At 44.9% G+C, this 15,960-nt stretch carries 14 protein-coding genes; 10 read left to right on the forward strand and 4 right to left on the reverse strand.

Annotated features, from left to right (window positions below):
* Positions 1-183: 183 nt before the first annotated feature.
* Both manD and EV690_RS08930 read right to left on the reverse strand, forming a co-directional pair.
* Entirely contained in the window at positions 184-1,401 is a 1,218-nt protein-coding gene (gene manD, locus EV690_RS08925; RefSeq protein ID WP_131912631.1) for a D-mannonate dehydratase ManD, read from the reverse strand.
* A gap of 154 nt (positions 1,402-1,555) precedes the next feature.
* Positions 1,556-2,056, reverse strand: a complete 501-nt coding sequence (locus EV690_RS08930) for a phenolic acid decarboxylase (protein ID WP_131912632.1) — start codon at positions 2,054-2,056, stop codon at positions 1,556-1,558.
* A 190-nt stretch (positions 2,057-2,246) separates the two neighbouring features.
* On the opposite strand from EV690_RS08930, the gene EV690_RS08935 reads away from it, so the two are divergent.
* Entirely contained in the window at positions 2,247-3,137 is an 891-nt protein-coding gene (locus tag EV690_RS08935; RefSeq protein ID WP_131912633.1) for a LysR family transcriptional regulator, read from the forward strand.
* A gap of 47 nt (positions 3,138-3,184) precedes the next feature.
* Here the strand turns inward: EV690_RS08935 and EV690_RS08940 are convergent, their stop codons facing one another.
* Both EV690_RS08940 and EV690_RS08945 read right to left on the reverse strand, forming a co-directional pair.
* Positions 3,185-5,320: an amylo-alpha-1,6-glucosidase gene (locus EV690_RS08940; protein WP_131912634.1), complete on the reverse strand. Its 2,136-nt coding sequence runs from the start codon at positions 5,318-5,320 to the stop codon at positions 3,185-3,187.
* Positions 5,321-5,328: 8 nt separating this feature from the next.
* Positions 5,329-6,399, reverse strand: coding sequence for a glycosyltransferase family 4 protein (locus tag EV690_RS08945; protein WP_131912711.1), 1,071 nt, complete (start codon positions 6,397-6,399; stop codon positions 5,329-5,331).
* A gap of 518 nt (positions 6,400-6,917) precedes the next feature.
* Between EV690_RS08945 and EV690_RS18615 the strand changes: the two genes are divergently transcribed.
* The 9 genes from EV690_RS18615 to EV690_RS08990 are packed head-to-tail and all read left to right on the forward strand — an operon-like array spanning position 6,918 to position 15,916.
* The gene (locus tag EV690_RS18615; protein WP_131912635.1) at positions 6,918-8,102 is read left to right on the forward strand and encodes a methyl-accepting chemotaxis protein; all 1,185 of its coding nucleotides are present in this window, start codon (positions 6,918-6,920) and stop codon (positions 8,100-8,102) included.
* A gap of 11 nt (positions 8,103-8,113) precedes the next feature.
* Complete coding sequence (locus EV690_RS08955) at positions 8,114-8,476, forward strand: response regulator (protein WP_131912636.1); 363 nt, start codon at positions 8,114-8,116, stop codon at positions 8,474-8,476.
* 13 nt (positions 8,477-8,489) lie between these two features.
* Positions 8,490-8,786, forward strand: coding sequence for an STAS domain-containing protein (locus EV690_RS08960; protein WP_131912637.1), 297 nt, complete (start codon positions 8,490-8,492; stop codon positions 8,784-8,786).
* Entirely contained in the window at positions 8,779-10,845 is a 2,067-nt protein-coding gene (locus EV690_RS08965; RefSeq protein WP_131912638.1) for a chemotaxis protein CheA, read from the forward strand. The genes EV690_RS08960 and EV690_RS08965 overlap by 8 nt, the downstream gene beginning before the upstream one ends.
* A 1-nt stretch (position 10,846) precedes the next feature.
* Positions 10,847-12,919 carry a HAMP domain-containing methyl-accepting chemotaxis protein gene (locus EV690_RS08970; protein WP_131912639.1) on the forward strand — a complete coding sequence of 691 codons (2,073 nt, stop codon included), beginning with the start codon at positions 10,847-10,849 and terminating at the stop codon, positions 12,917-12,919.
* A gap of 8 nt (positions 12,920-12,927) precedes the next feature.
* The gene (locus EV690_RS08975) at positions 12,928-13,467 is read left to right on the forward strand and encodes a chemotaxis protein CheW (protein ID WP_131912640.1); all 540 of its coding nucleotides are present in this window, start codon (positions 12,928-12,930) and stop codon (positions 13,465-13,467) included.
* An 11-nt stretch (positions 13,468-13,478) separates the two neighbouring features.
* Positions 13,479-14,315: a CheR family methyltransferase gene (locus EV690_RS08980; RefSeq protein WP_131912641.1), complete on the forward strand. Its 837-nt coding sequence runs from the start codon at positions 13,479-13,481 to the stop codon at positions 14,313-14,315.
* A 9-nt stretch (positions 14,316-14,324) separates the two neighbouring features.
* Positions 14,325-15,380 (forward strand): protein-glutamate methylesterase/protein-glutamine glutaminase, encoded by a 1,056-nt coding sequence (locus EV690_RS08985; RefSeq protein ID WP_131912642.1) that lies wholly within the window; start codon positions 14,325-14,327, stop codon positions 15,378-15,380.
* Positions 15,381-15,382: 2 nt separating this feature from the next.
* A complete protein-coding gene (locus EV690_RS08990) occupies positions 15,383-15,916 on the forward strand; it encodes a chemotaxis protein CheD (RefSeq protein ID WP_131912643.1) in 534 nt (177 codons plus the stop codon).
* Positions 15,917-15,960 lie beyond the last annotated feature (44 nt).

Here is a 15,960-nt window from a genome sequence, read left to right on the forward strand (position 1 = left end):
CCTTTTTAGGCAACTGTTTTTAGTTTAGTCATTAATTGTATCGGAGGAAATTTTTTTGCTGAGGCTGCATGTGAAGATGAGCAAAAGGAAGGTAACACCATAAATAATAAAACTTATTTATGGTGTCGTTGAAAAATCATAGAGTATTTATGCAAAGGTGCATGAAAACCACTCTTGGGCGCGTTACCAATTCCAAACCGTCCCATCTTCGAGGCGAGCGATGGGTAATAGCGCACTTTGATAAGGATATTTGGCGGCTAATTTTTCATCAAATTCAACGCCTAAGCCAGGTTGTTCTCCGGGATGCATATACCCATTGTGATAGCTCCAAGAATGGGGGAAAACTTCGAGCATCTGCTCGCTATACCCCATATATTCCTGGACTCCAAAATTAGGGACCCATAAGTCAAAATGCAGTGCAGCTCCCATACAAATAGGCGAGAGATCGCTCGGTCCATGTGAACCGGTCCGGATCTGATACATCGCTGCAAAATCAGCGATGCGGCGCATGTGGGTGATGCCACCAGCATGAGTCATCGTGGTGCGAATATAGTCAATTAGTTGCTCTTCTATGAGGGTTTTACAATCCCAGATACTATTCAGGACTTCGCCTGTAGCAATCGGTGTAACGGTATGTTGGCGAATTAGTCGAAATGCTTCTTGGTTTTCTGCTGGTGTTGGATCTTCCATCCAGAATAATCGGTAATCTTCGATTGACTGGCCCAAACGCGCGGCTTCAATGGGGCTAAGACGGTGGTGAACATCATGCAAAAGATGTTCGTTAAAACCAAATTTGTTACGAATAGCATCAAATATTTTAGGTGCAAAATCCAGATACTTTTCATTCGACCAAAGTTGCTCGTCGGGGCGCTGGCCTTTAATCGCTGGTTCATAGGCTTCCCCTGGTTGGTGGGCAATCCCATAGCTACCTTCCATGCCTGGTACTTGGGCTTGCACTCGAATTGCTTTAAATCCCTGTTCTTGGTGTTTGGCATAATCATCGATTAATTCATCAATGCTATGGCCTGTGGCGTGACAATAGACCATGACACCTTGTCGCGAGGCACCTCCTAACAGTTGGTAAAGTGGTAAACCTGCCACTTTGCCTTTGATATCCCATAATGCCATATCGATCGCACCGATCGCTGTCATCGTCACGGGGCCGCGCCGCCAGTACGCACCTTTATAAAAACTTTGCCAGATATCTTCAATCTGTGCTGGATCGCGCCCGATTAGTTGTGGACAAAGGTGATCTTTTAAATAAGAGGCAACTGCTAGTTCGCGACCATTTAAGGTTGCATCACCGACACCTGTTACGCCATCACCGGTGGTGATTTTGACCGTCACGAAGTTTCTGCCTGGGCAGGTAACAAATACTTCTGCTTTTGCGATTTGTGTCATATGAGGCAACCTTTAATGGTATAGATCTTAATGATTAGATCTACCATACTAGTTTGGTTGTGGTTTGGCTGTTAATTAGATCACATCTTTTGGGGAATAAAAAAGCTCGTTCTTTAAACGGGAACGAGCTCAAAGGATTATGCTTTAAAAAATCTTATTTCAGATTTTCAGGGAAATTGGCAGGCAGTTCGCTAGGTGGGCAATTAATGACTGCTTCATTATTTTCACCGCAATCCTGCACGACTGTAATGGTGGCAAATTCATCAATGACTTCGGTTGGATAGGCCGGACCTTCAGCACGATAAGCTTCCATTTTGGGAATAAAGTCGTTCTGAAAACAAACTGTTTTTTCAGGATGATTCATAATCCAGCGAGGGAAGAAAATAGTCCCGTGGAATACTTTATCAGCCAAGTTTGCCATCAAGCTAACATCGGTTCCTGTGGGCTCAGTCCAAGAGATTTTATAAACATCAGCAGCAACGCGGACCAGATAAACTTTTTGTTCTTTGACCCAACGTCCCCCAACGATCCCGCTATGAATACGATAGTCTATCGTTGTGGCGTTTTTTACATATAACTCATAGTTCCAGCCATTGTCATAGGTATAGATTAAACGTTTGCCTACGATGCCGCTTAAATCTGCTTGATCAAACATAAATACGTTTCCTCTAATTTGTGATGTCTGCGGTGCGATACGTTAGCCGTTATTTTCTGCGGGATAATGTTTTATCGAGGCTTCGAAAACCAGCCAATGAAGCACCATAAATCTTATAGCAGTCACTATATACCTTCCTTTTTTTTATAAAAAACGCTATTTTTGAATTAAATACCTCAGAAAATTTTATATGTTTTCAAGTACTCTCGAACAATGGCAGTTACTGCGCTCAGTGATACAGCTGGGTAGTATTGCAAAAGCGGCGGATGCGTATCACCGCAGTCAGCCTTCGGTGAGCTATCAGCTCAATCAACTTCAAGAACGTCTAGGGCTGAAATTGCTGACTTTGCAGGGACGACATTTAGTCTTAACCAGTGAGGGACGTTCTTTATTAGAGCAAGCTTCGTTACTGCTGGATGATTGGAATGATTTGGAGCGTCGTGCACAGGCGTATCAATCTGGCGAGCGCTCAGTTCTGAGTTTGGTGATCGATAGTTCGCTGCCTAAAGAGGAGTTATTTGAAGCACTTAAATTGTTTAATCAGCTTTATCCTGATACCCAAGTGCATGTTAAAGAGGTGGTCCGTGATGAAGGTGCCTTGGAAGTACAAAACGCCAGTGGTGACTTATATATAGTTGCCATGACTGAACAATCTAACCTCGACCTGCAATTTGTGCTCAAGCTGCGGTTAACATTAGTGATGGCTAGCTCGCATCCGTTGTTTGACGTCCCAGAGCGTTTCCGGATGCAGCAACTGAGCCGTTATCCACTGATTCAGATTGTCGATAAGAGCAGTCAGCAAACACATCAATCGAAATTTCGAGAGTCATGGTATTTTACCTCAGTCGATTCAGCTGCAAAGGCAGTGCTCAATCAACTGGGATATGGTTGGCTACCCTATCGATATGTTAAAGAGATGCTCAACAGTGGTCAAATGCGTCAAGTTGATCCAATCCACTATCCTGATCACTTCACGTCGCTATATATGGTGACTAATCCAGATGCCCGCCATGACCCTTGTGTGGAGACTCTCAAATCTATTTTTTTAGATTTAGCGGCAAAACGTGAGCAACTATTATAGCCGCATCGTTTCAACCCAGACTGGTCGAGTCGGTCAGTCTGGTGCACCTAATTATAATTGACCTGCAATGATATAGCACGGTCACTGCCGGTCGTTAGGTGGACAAGTGTTTGTGAATTTTGCCGTGTGAAGCGCAGCCCTATCGACTTGTTTTGCACTATTAGCTGATTGATTTGCAGTGTATTGATACTTTCAGGAAGGGTTGGCTGGTTGACCCGAATCAGTCGATGTGGCGCGTCTATTTCTAGTCCAAGGCAGGCTTGGAGTAACATAAAGGCAGCCCCCGAAGCCCATGATTGTGGCTGGCAAGCCACTGGATAGGCAACGGGGGATTCACCGGTGGTTCGTGAAAAGCCACAAAATAGTTCGGGCAGACGCATCTGAAAGTACAAAGCAGCTTCAAACATCTCCTGCCATAGGATATTAGTCGCTTGCTGTTCGCCAAAACGAGCCATGCCGGCACTACATAATGCGACATCATGTGGCCAGACCGAGCCATTGTGATAAGACATAGGATTAAAGCGGGCAGCACTTTTTGACAAAGTCCGAATCCCCCAGCCAGAGTGCATATCAGCCTGCATCAACTGTTGAATGACCGATTTTGCGCGTTCTTGGTTGGGCAATCCACAGTAGAGCAGATGGCCCATGTTTGAGGCTACAACCTGACAGGGACGGTGTTGGCCATCTAATGCTAATGCATAGCTTTTTAGCTGGGGAAGCCAGAAGTAGCTTTCGACTGCATGGCGAATATGTTCGGCTTTTTGTTGGCAGTGATGATTTAAGCTTTGATCGCCTAAAACCTCTGCTAGTTTCGCCAGTTCTTTATAAGCTTTGAATACATAACCTTGGACTTCCACCAGCGCGATAGGCCCTTCGGCAAGGCTGGCATCAGCATGAGAAATAGAATCAAAGCTATCTTTCCATCCTTGATTGGCAAGGCCAGTTTGTTCACCACGCTGGTAGTCTAATAGCCCTAACGAATTATGGCTGATCCGCTGATCTATCCAGTGGGTCGCTGCTTTCAGTTGTGGCCAAATGTGTGTGATAAACGCTTGATCTGCTGTGCGTGTGTAATATTCCCCTGCCAATACGATAAATAATGGGGTGGTATCAACACCACCATAGTAGCGGATAAATGGAATTTCCCGGGTTTGAGCCATTTCTCCACGGCGCGTTTCGTGCAAAATTTTGCCGGGTTGAGAATCGTGAAAATCACTGGTTTCCAGTGCTTGATGCTGTGCCAGATAGTTTAGCACTCCGCGGGCCAAGTTTGGATTGAGCCACATGGTTTGTAAGGCGGTAATAATTGCATCACGGCCAAAAGGCGTTGAAAACCACGGGATCCCTGCATAAGGATAAGGACCTGTGTCGAGATCACTGGTTAATAGTGCAAGATCGGCTCGGGCTTTATCCAGCCAACTTTGAACTAATCGTCCGTCACATACAATTTGGGCGCCTCTTGAGAGTTTACCTTGCATTTCGTTACGAGCGAGTCGACTCATGTGTTCAAAACGCTCTTTCGTCGGATACTCACATTGTGCCCCTATTTCACAGAACATTTCCCAGTCGCTTTTTCCGGCGAGTTCAATAGAAAATTGGGCGTGATCAGGGGTTAATTCATGTGGATTTTCAGAAAAACTAATCACGGTAGTTCGCTGAATTTCATCCAGTCCAAGATAATGCAGGTGTACCGCATTGGGGCCTGTTTGTGTCGGGAGTGCTTGACCTCGTACTTTACGTGTTTGCCCGCGAATTTCGAACATGTCTTTAAAATCGGCAGCGAAATCAAATGAAATAGCAAGGCGTAGGGTATGTGTGCAAAAATTGTTGATTTGCAAACGCACATATAAGCGGCTATTGAGTAACAAATAACGACGTTCCAGATAAACAGCCCCTTGATCGACATGCCTTCCGGTTAAATCGACCCACTGGGACGGGTTGGTCAGATGGCTCGTTAGATAGATGTTTTCCTGATCGACCCCGGCGGATAATAGTTTCGGATAAGTATCGCTGAGCCGCATTCGAAAACACGATAACATTCGAGTATCGTCAATGAATAGTCCGTCAGCAGCGCCGGTAATGTCGCCCAAGCGATTGGTGACTAAAAAGGCATCTTGTGCCTTTAAGACGTACTGGGCACTGGTGGTTGGTGCGGCATTGGCGGATAAACTATCTTCATTCATGGTTAAATTTACCCCGCAATTTTTATCGTATCGAGGGGGTTCGGGGCAGCATCGAGCTGTTTCTTATACAGGTTTACGTAGCTGCGTGCCATGGCATCCGCTGAAAATCGGCATAGAAACTGATCATGCACGGTCGTGCGGTTCAGTTGCGGTAATTTTTCACAGGCGAGAATCGCATCACTCATGTTATCTACGATATAGCCGCTAATCCCATTATCGACCACTTCTGGAACTGAGCCGCAGTGCCAAGCTACAACGGGGGTACCGCAGGCCATGGCTTCGATCATCACCAGACCAAATGGTTCAGGCCAGTCAATCGGAAAAAGTAACCCCAACGCATTCCCTAACATGACTGATTTTTGTTGATCATTAATTTCACCGACAAATTCAATCAGTGGGTCATTAAGCAGCGGTTCAATTTCTTGGTGAAAATACTGTGTATCCTGGGCATCAATTTTGGCCGCTATTTTTAGTGGAATTCCCACTTTTTTAGCGATTTCGATCGCGCGATCGGGACGTTTTTCGGGAGAGATTCGGCCCAGAAATACTAAATAGTTGCCATCATTATGTGCATAAAACCGATAACTCTGCTCACTTAGACCATGGTAAACCGTGCCAGCCCAATGGGCGAAAGGCAGTGGTCGGCGTTGAGCATTCGAAATAGATACTAACGGATATTGTCGCCAGCGATGATAGACGCGCCGCAGATCAGCTAAGTCTAATCGCCCATGTATCGTGGTCAGCGTTTTATCAGCAACGTCGTTAAATAGAGGAAAATGCAATAAATCTGTATGAAAGTGAATGATGTCGAACTCATGGCGGCGATCATATAATTGCTCAAATTCATTCAAGTGCGCGGCAATATCCGATTTTAAAGGATTGCTATCTAAGCGCAGCGCATGTTCCCGAACTGGGACTACTTCACAGTTTGCCATTTGGCTGTCAGCGGAGGCAAAGACAGTGACTTGATGGCCTTGCTCAGCCAATGCTTGACTTAATTGGGCCACAACGCGTTCGGTGCCGCCATACATTAGTGGTGGAACCGCTTCATATACCGGGGCAACCTGAGCAATTTTCATCATAATCTCCTTATCTGATAAGCAAAAAGTTAAATAGCACATGGCACGATTGCGAGCCCTTGGCTCGAACGTGGTGATATAGCCAGTCCTCACTTAGTTGGCAAAGTGCTGAGTGCTATAGCGACTGAGGCAATACATCGGAGTAAAAAATGGAGGTATGTTGCTTTATTTGAACGAGAGACTTGGCTCGAGGTCTGTGTGCAAATCAAGGAAATTGCGCTTTGGTGCCAGTACTTTCAAATGAAAATACACAACAAAAATCAACCACCTTAAATTATTTCACTCCGGTAAATAAAGATAGGCTTTCAGGAGGCTTTTTGCAATATTCTGGGAATTATTTTTATGTTAAATAATCGCCATTTTCTTATAAATGATAATAAATCTATAAGAAAATCGTTCATCGTGTTGTCTCTCTATCCCGGTAATTTTTTCTATTGACTCATTAAATAACATCATCAGCATTTTTTTAAATGCCTGCTAGTCTTAAATAAGTCCGATAATTTTTTGAGGAAATACTAGTGAGCGATGGGATGGGCATGTTGCAAACAGCAGTTTCTCGAGTTCTTCGCTATCAATTTGTTGCTTGGGTGTTGATGAGCCTACTTTGGCTTGCCATCAGTGCAATGAAATTGAATCTTGGGTTTGTCTTGTTACCAGTTTTAATTGCTGGGGCAAGCTATTGGAGAGCTCATCAATTACTCCATAAAAGTATTGAGAATCATACCATCGAAACAACGCAAAACGCACATCACACCATCGATGAGTTAGTGCTACTGACGAAGAATTTGCAACACGTTCTTCCCCAACTCAAGAGTGTGCTAGAGAGTTCTCGAGGCGATATGGAAAATTCGGTAAACACAGTTACTGCGCAATTTGAGCAGATCGTCAATGATCTAGACGCTGTGGTTGCAACGAATGAAGAAGAGGAACTGGATCAACGCTCGCTGTTAGCTCATAAAGTCACTGAAATGGCTCGTGAAGCATTCGAAGGGCAGAAACAGACCCTGATCGAATCTGACCAGCGAGACCAGCAGACGGTTAAGGCCATTTCATCACTCCATGAGCAAATGGATGGGATTGAAAAGGCCTCTCACGAAGTTCAAAAGATTGCCGATCAGATCAACTTATTGGCACTGAATGCCGCAATTGAAGCCGCTCGAGCTGGAGAACATGGTCGTGGATTTGCAGTGGTTGCTGATGAAGTCCGCACACTCGCTTCGCGCTCAGCACAGACGGGGGATAAAATTAGTCAGACCATCGATTCATTCAGTCGCGATATGAACCAGCTGGCTCATCGCGTTGAGAATTCCTTTAGCGATGTTCATCGCCAGCGTGAAGAACATGAAGTAACGATCAGTGAAACGCTTGGTCAACTCGATGAACATATGCAAACGATTACCGACGATGCCAAAGATTTGATTCGCCAACGCACGGATATTAGTGCGCGGATTTCAGAAGTCATTGTTCGCCTGCAGTTTCAGGATCGATTATGTCAAATTCTCGATCACGCAGAACAAAACATTGAAGAATTGTTAACCATCGTCAGCAAACCTGTTGAGGATACTAATATTTTTGTCAATGATCTTGAACAATTACTTGAGAACATGAAAAAACGATCTACAACTGATATTGAGCGAACTATTTATGGCACAGCGAAACATCATAAACCTACCACTGATGATGAAGATCTGGTTTTTTTCTAGAGGGGGAGAGTATGTCGAAAAATATTTTGATCATTGATGATTCAGCATCTGTACGTCAGGTTGTCGGTATGGCATTGCGCGGTGCAGGCCATCAGGTTGTGGAAGCGGTTGATGGCAAGGATGGATTAGCCAAACTCAATGGGCAAAAATTTCATCTGATCGTTTGCGATGTAAATATGCCAGTGATGGATGGAATTAGTTTTTTAAAGGCTGCTAAGCAACAACCCGCTTATAAATTTACCCCGATATTGATGCTAACGACTGAATCGGGGGCAGATAAAAAACAAGAAGGTAAAGCCGCAGGAGCCAAAGCATGGTTGGTGAAACCTTTTAAGCCAGAAGTATTGCTCAGTGCTGTGACAAAGCTAACTTAATGTAAGGTGGAATATGAGTGAGTCTGTTGTGATTAGTCAATTACCGGAGTCATTGACCATCTATGAAGTTCAGGAGCTTGCGAGCCAATGGCTTGACCCCGAACAATGGCACACAAACTGGCAGTTAGATGCCAGTCAAACCTGTGAAATCGATAGTTGCGGCATTCAGTTATTGCTGTTTTTGCAACGAGGACTATCGCAGCAGGGCCATACTCTTCAGGTGACGGGCGCTGATGAATCGTTAACTCAGGCGATCGCTTTGATCGATGCGGATTTTTTCGCCAAGAGCAAAGGAGATGTGAATGAGTGAAGCGGTAGATATTTTTCGCCAGGAAGCTCTGGAGCATCTGGATACACTCGAGGCAGCATTGCTTGAGCTGGAGGAGCATCCAGATGATGAACAGATCAATTTAGCATTTCGGGCAATGCACACGATTAAAGGGGCGGCCGGCATGGTGGGGTTTGATCACCTGTCGCACTTTACTCACCATTTAGAATCGTTCTTTGACCGAGCTCGTAATGGTGAGTTCGAACTGTCTGGGCCAATGATTAGCCTCATTCTTAAATGTCGAGATCATATTCAGCAACTTTTAGAGCAAAGTGAGCCGACTGCCCAGATGGTTGAGTTAAGCGAGGTGCTTACCCAACAGATCCAGGAATTTGCTCCGCAGTCACCGGGTGAATCTCAAGCGTCGATGACCTCCCCCCAAGTATCGCCATCGCTGACGGAGTCATCTGAAGAGACTATGTTATGGCGTATTGAAATCAAACCCAATGAACTCGCTTTTCAAGAGGGATTTGATCTCTTGCCATTGTTAAGAGAGCTGGATGGGTTAGGTCAGATGGCCTCTTTTTACCAATTGGCCCCCATCGCTTTTGATCAGCTAGATCCACAAAATTGTTACCTGAGTCTATTAGTTCTACTAGAAGCGACGGATAACAAAGATGCCATTGAAGATGTCTTTATTTTTGTTTGCGATGATTGGCAAATTCAAATTGATGCTATTGGAGGGGGGGATTTCGAAGCCTGTTCAGCTCAGTTAGCTGCCCACGGATGGCTCGATTGCGATGCACTCAAAGCGGTTGGCTCTCAATCCAATCAACCTGATCCGAGTCAAAAACCGACAGACAACGTTAAAAAGAAAGCGCCTGTTGCTAAGAAAGCTGCTAGCTCTAAGGCCGCTGTTGAGGGACAAATCGTCAAAGTGCCATCGATTAAACTCGACATACTGATGAACCTTATTGGTGAGCTAGTGATTGTTCAGGCTCGATTAAATGAGGTGGCGCGGGTTGAACACAATGAACAATTAGATGCACTAGCTGAAGAGCTTTCTTTATTGGGGACTGAACTTCGTGATACCGCATTTGATATTCGTATGTTGCCTATTGGTTCAACCTTCGCGCGATTTCGGCGGTTAGTACGTGATCTAGGCAATGAACTTGATAAAGATGTGCAGTTGAAAACGGAAGGGGCTGAAACGGAGCTTGATAAGATGGTGCTGGATCACTTAGGTGATCCATTAGTTCATCTATTGCGTAACAGCATGGATCATGGCATCGAGCATCCCCAGCAGCGTATTGCTGCCGGTAAAGATCCCAAAGGGACTATTTTACTCAGTGCTTATCATCATGATGGCCAGATCTTGATCAAGATTGAAGATGATGGTGCGGGTCTAGATGATACGAAAATTCTGGCCAAAGCACGGCAACGTGGGTTGGTGGGCGCTCACCAAGAACTAGAACCGAGTCAAATCTATCAACTGATTTTTGAACCTGGATTTTCCACAGCAGACCAAGTTTCAGATGTCTCTGGTCGTGGGGTCGGGATGGATGTCGTTCGCACGTCGATTGAATCATTGCAAGGACGAGTGGAGATCGATAGTCACCCCGGTAAAGGGACATCCATCACCATTTATTTGCCGATGACGCTGGCCATTATTGAAGGGTTAATGGTTCGGGTTGGCGATGAACATTTCATTATTCCACTTTCGGTGGTCGAAGAGTGTATTGAAACTTTGGCCAAAGAACAGTCAAGTTCTGATTGTGCAAGGCTTGTAGAAAACCGCGGTGAGTTGATTTCGTGTGTTCGTCTTCGTGAGCTCTTTGCTATCGATGGCATACAACCCGCCATCGAACAGACAGTCATTGCTCATGTTGGCAAAGAGCGTTTAGGAATTACGGTCGATGAAGTCATCGGCCAATATCAAACGGTTATTAAGAGTTTGAGTCGCCTTTATCAGCACGTGCCCGGTTTAATGGGCGCTACCATCCTTGGGAATGGCGATGTTGCCATGATCTTGGATATTAACAAGTTGGTTGATGAAGTGAAATCGCCAATGGAATCAATGCCAATTATAGATAGGGACTGATATGTTAAAAAAAATCACCTTAAAAATATTGATTATCTGGGGCTTTGTTTTACTCATCATTTTGTTAGCTGTAACGAGTTTTCAAGGTATCCGTAAACTGCAAAGTGCCAATAAAGATATGAATTTCGTTGTCGAAGGTCCTGCTGAGGTTATTCGGTTGACCGCGAGGATGCGTCAGGATTTACTTGAGTTAGGGATGGAGTCTGCCGAGTATATCTTGGCCAGAGATGATGCGACGCAAAAACAACTAGAAACGAATATTGGTGTAGTTTATCAGCGTTTAACTGAGCGAAAAAGCAGGTTGAAAAGTTTGCTGCCAGCAAAATATGCTGAGCATTTGACTCAGTTTGATACCAATCTTAAACATTACCGTGGCGTGCTTGATAAAGTCTTTAAATTGGCCTCCCAAAATACTAATTTAAAAGCTACGCAGATGAGTAAAACTGTGGCACTAGAGGCCTATAACAAACTCATGGCGCAGATTAATACGCTGCATGAAAAAATCAGCTATAAGGTGGCCAATGAGCCGGATGTTGAAAATTTGCGGTTTTTGGCGAGAGAAAATGAACAGCTGGCATCACTTAGTTATTCCTTAGGCGAAATCCAACGCCTGGAAAAAGTCATGTTATTAACCACCTCTCAGCAGGGGATGGACAAAATTCAGGCCCAGCTTAATTCGATGATCGAGAAAGCGACTACGATCGAAAAAAATCTTCAGCAGAGTGAATCGCCTGAACAAAGTCACGATATCGATGTCGTCATCCGTCTCTTTAATCAATACCTTAGTGTGCAAAAACAGGTGATTGAACTAAGCCGAGAAAATACCAACACTCGTGCTTATGAATTACTTGAATCGGAAGGTGGTCAGGCCATGCAGGAAACCAGCAAATATTTGACAATGATGTTAAATAGCGCTGATGGTGCCATGAATGAAACGGTTCAAGAAACGAACTCGAACTATGAGTTCACTGCCAAGACTCTGGTTATTTTATTTGCGGTTTCATTTGTTATTTCGGTATTCATTGCCTTTATTGTAGTGACTCGAATTAATGAAATTGCTCGAATTGCGACAACCATTGGTGATGGGGATCTCAATCAGCGCTTTAATCCAAAATACAGTGACAATGATATTTATGGGGTATTACGTGCGATGAATGAGCGGTTACGCGATATTGTCGGACGCATTAAAGAAGCTTCAGGCAATGTAGCCTCGGGGAGTGTGCAGCTTTCCGGTACGGGCCAGCAGATCGCTCAAGGTGCAACCGAGCAAGCCTCTTCGCTGGAAGAAATTTCATCGGCAGTGGAACAGATGTCGGCTAATATTTCCCATAGCTCAGATAATGCTAAGCAAACTGAACTGATAGCCAGTCAAGCGGCGGATGATGCTGATTCATCTGGTAAAGCTGTGAAAGACTCGGTTCTGGCCATGAAAGACATTACCGAACGTATTAATATCATCGAAGAAATTGCCCGACAGACGAATTTGTTGGCGCTCAATGCTGCCATTGAAGCGGCACGGGCTGGCGAACATGGCAAAGGTTTTACCGTGGTGGCGGCGGAAGTAAGAAAACTGGCTGAACGCAGTCAACGAGCGGCCGGTGAAATTGTCGAATTATCGCGCAATAGTCTCAATATATCGGAACAAGCGGGAGAAATGCTCGAAAAACTGGTGCCTAATATCCAGAAAACAGCCGACCTCGTGCAGGAGATTAGCGCCTCAGCAATTGAACAAAATAAAGGAGCATCGGAGATTAATACTGCGATTCAGCAGTTAGATCAGGTGGTGCAACAATCTGCTGCTGCCGCTGAAGAGATGGCTTCGACTTCAGAAGAGCTCTCGGCACAGGCTGAGCAGATGAATACGACGATGGAGTTTTTTAAAGTTGATTCACACTATCGACCTCATCCTCAAAAATCTGCGAACCATCCAAACAGTTCATCTACTGGTAGCAAGGGCGGTGGCAGTTACCAAGCAGGTTATAAAGAAACCAATCGTTCATCAGAGGAGGGGAGTCATAGTAAAGGTAGGATCGATCTAGACTTGGACAGTGATGATGACTTTGTACGCTATTGAGGTGAATTATGAGCGATGAGAATCAAGTCAATGACCAACAAAACAGATTGCAGATCCTTTCTTTTGTGTTAGGTCAGGATAGTTTTGGGACCGAGATTAGCTGTATTCAAGAGGTGCTGGAGTACCGTAAAGTCACCGCAGTGCCTCGCACACCTGATTATATGCTGGGGGTGATTAACCTGCGTGGTCAAGTCGTGCCCGTGGTCGATTTGCGCCAAGTTTTTGCCATGCCTGTGAGTCAGCCTACAATTGATAGTTGTATTATTATTGTCAAGATCCCTATTGAAGGAGAAGAAACAGCCTTAGGGATCTTGGCCGACAAGGTGAAAGAAGTCGTTGAGTTTAATAGCAGCGAGCTTAAGGTCCCACCACGAATTGGTAATAAAGTGGATAGTCAGTTTATCTCTGGCATGCTGCAACATGAAGACGAGTTTATTATTTTGTTGCGGCTGACTCGTGTGTTTTCCAGTGAGCAGCTGCACGATGTACTTGATCCTGTTGGTGACCTTCCAATTGAAAAAGTCGCTGATAGTGCTCAATCATCATAGGAGAATTCATTATGATTGGGCATATGGAACCACTTAAAAAGAGTGATCACCGCCGTTTGGCGGTGTTTATTGACGAAGCCGCTGGAATTCAGTTGCCTGAACATAAACGTTCGTTAATTGAATCTCGACTGCGTAAACGGTTAGTGGTGACGGGTAAAGATAATTTTCGGGAATACTTGGATTGGGCATTAACCGATCGTTCTGAGCAGGTGATGCTCATTGATGTGCTTACGACTAATAAAACGGATTTTTTCCGTGAATCGAACCATTTTGATTTCTTGCAAGGGTATCTATCCGAACAGATACAAAATAATAGTTCACGGCGCAGCCATTATCGGTTTTGGAGCGCGGGTTGTTCTACGGGTGAAGAGCCTTATACGTTGGCCATTGTCCTGGAAAATTTAAAACATGATTATCCAGGATTTCAATATTCTATTGAAGCAACAGATATTGCCCCCAGCGTCTTGGATACCGCCAGGCGGGGGGTTTATAGCCATGATTTAGTGCATCCGATCCCGATGGCCGATCGTAAGCGGTATTTATTACGTAAAAAGACCCGGCAGATGGATTTAGTCAGAATTGTCCCAGAGCTGCGTAAAAATATCCGGTTTACGTCGTTTAACTTAATTACTGGAGATTTTAATTTGATGGGTAAATTTGACGGTATCTTTTGTCGAAATGTGATGATCTATTTTAGTCCGGTGCAAAGAGAACAGATTATCGAAAACTTTGCCGCTGCTATAGAGATGGGAGGGTTATTCTTTATTGGCCACTCCGAGGGCTTATCGGCGCGCCAATTTGGGTTCGATTCGCCAATACCAACCGTTTATCGAAAAATCAGTTTATAAGGACCGTCTATGATTGATGTCATCATTGTTGATGATTCTGCAGTTGTTCGCCAGACCCTCAGTGAAATCATCAATTCGCAAACTGATATGCAGGTCACGGCAACCGCAGGGGATCCTTATATTGCTGCTGACAAATTGCGTCATGGATTGCCTGATGTGATGATTTTAGATGTTGAAATGCCGCGTATGGATGGGTTGACGTTTTTGCGAAAATTAATGAGTCAGCATCCCATGCCAGTTGTGGTGTGTTCATCCTTAGTGGGTGAACGTAGCGATACCCATGTGAAAGCATTAGAACTCGGTGCTGTTGAAATCATTCAAAAGCCAGCACTAGGGACCCGTGATTTTTTACGTGAAGCTAAGGTGATGATCACCGATGCTGTACGAGCCGCGGCCAGAGCTAAGGTCTCTAAAATATTAAAATCGCAAGGACCGGTTAAAAAGCTCACCGCTGATGCCATGTTATCTAAAGGTTCCCCGACTGCGATGAGCGAGACAACCGATAAAATCATTGTTATTGGTGCATCCACAGGGGGAACCGAAGCCATTCGTCAAGTTCTTGAAGCCATGCCGGGCAACTGCCCACCGATTGCAGTGGTGCAACATATGCCTGAGGGGTTCACCCATTCTTTTTCCCAGCGGCTCGATAAGTTGTGCCGTATTAATGTCAAAGAAGCCAAAGATGGTGATAGTTTGCTACGAGGGCATGCGCTGATAGCACCGGGAAATCATCATTTGTTAGTCAAACGAAGTGGGGCGCGTTATTACGTTGAGGTCAAAGACGGTCCGCTGGTTTCACGGCATCGACCATCAGTGGATGTATTATTTCGTAGTGCCGCGAAATATGTAGGGTCAAATGCAGTGGCCGCCATTTTAACTGGCATGGGTGATGATGGAGCGGCGGGTATGAAGGAGTTATATGATGCCGGAGCTTGGACCTGTGGACAAGATGAAGCCAGTTGCATTGTGTATGGAATGCCCAAAGAAGCATTTTTATTAGGGGGTGTGCGACAGCAACTACCATTGGCTCATATTGCCGCTAACTTATTGAAAGCCTCTCACTAGTTATGACAAATCGCAGTACTGTGCGGGGGTTTCCGCAAGATCATCTGATTTATCTCTATGCTGGGGATATTCTGTTTGGTCGAGGCTATCGAGAGGTTCGCACGTTGCTCGGATCGTGTGTTTCGATAGTGCTTTGGCATCCTAAAGCAAAATTTTGTGGGGTCTGCCATTTTGCGGTTCCTGAATCGCCCAATGGGCTTCATGGTACCTTGAACGCACGCTATGGTAATCACTGCATCGAATTATTCTCTCGCTTTGCCAAAGAGCGGGGAACTGAGCTCCGACACTATCAGGCTCGAATTTATGGCGGTGGTAATATGCTGGCGCATCATCAACCGCTGCGTACACTAGCTAAACCGCCTGCCCGAATTGAGAGAGGTTCGGTAGGCGAGCAAAATGCTGGCGCTGCTTTTGCAATGTTAATGCAGCATAAGGTCAATATTATTGAAGCAGATGTCGGAGAACAGTGTTATCGCAAAGTGTACATTGATACTCGTAGTGGTAAGGTAAAATCTGTTTGTTGTTATGTCGGTTAGCCACCAAAATAATGATCGGTTACGTTTAAAATGGACATTTACTT

This window comes from Celerinatantimonas diazotrophica (genome assembly GCF_004339545.1).
In the GTDB taxonomy this organism is placed as follows: Bacteria; Pseudomonadota; Gammaproteobacteria; order Enterobacterales; family Celerinatantimonadaceae; genus Celerinatantimonas; species Celerinatantimonas diazotrophica.

What these genes read in the sequence shown, in the direction of transcription:
- EV690_RS08930 (WP_131912632.1), bottom strand. Translation starts at nt 2,056, where the DNA reads ATGTTTGATCAAGCAGATTTAAGCGGCATCGTAGGCAAACGTTTAATC.
- manD (WP_131912631.1), bottom strand. Translation starts at nt 1,401, where the DNA reads ATGACACAAATCGCAAAAGCAGAAGTATTTGTTACCTGCCCAGGCAGA.
- EV690_RS08960 (WP_131912637.1), top strand. Translation starts at nt 8,490, where the DNA reads ATGAGTGAGTCTGTTGTGATTAGTCAATTACCGGAGTCATTGACCATC.
- EV690_RS08990 (WP_131912643.1), top strand. Translation starts at nt 15,383, where the DNA reads ATGACAAATCGCAGTACTGTGCGGGGGTTTCCGCAAGATCATCTGATT.
- EV690_RS08985 (WP_131912642.1), top strand. Translation starts at nt 14,325, where the DNA reads ATGATTGATGTCATCATTGTTGATGATTCTGCAGTTGTTCGCCAGACC.
- EV690_RS08975 (WP_131912640.1), top strand. Translation starts at nt 12,928, where the DNA reads ATGAGCGATGAGAATCAAGTCAATGACCAACAAAACAGATTGCAGATC.
- EV690_RS08935 (WP_131912633.1), top strand. Translation starts at nt 2,247, where the DNA reads ATGTTTTCAAGTACTCTCGAACAATGGCAGTTACTGCGCTCAGTGATA.
- EV690_RS08980 (WP_131912641.1), top strand. Translation starts at nt 13,479, where the DNA reads ATGATTGGGCATATGGAACCACTTAAAAAGAGTGATCACCGCCGTTTG.
- EV690_RS08940 (WP_131912634.1), bottom strand. Translation starts at nt 5,320, where the DNA reads ATGAATGAAGATAGTTTATCCGCCAATGCCGCACCAACCACCAGTGCC.
- EV690_RS08945 (WP_131912711.1), bottom strand. Translation starts at nt 6,399, where the DNA reads ATGAAAATTGCTCAGGTTGCCCCGGTATATGAAGCGGTTCCACCACTA.
- EV690_RS08970 (WP_131912639.1), top strand. Translation starts at nt 10,847, where the DNA reads ATGTTAAAAAAAATCACCTTAAAAATATTGATTATCTGGGGCTTTGTT.
- EV690_RS08965 (WP_131912638.1), top strand. Translation starts at nt 8,779, where the DNA reads ATGAGTGAAGCGGTAGATATTTTTCGCCAGGAAGCTCTGGAGCATCTG.
- EV690_RS08955 (WP_131912636.1), top strand. Translation starts at nt 8,114, where the DNA reads ATGTCGAAAAATATTTTGATCATTGATGATTCAGCATCTGTACGTCAG.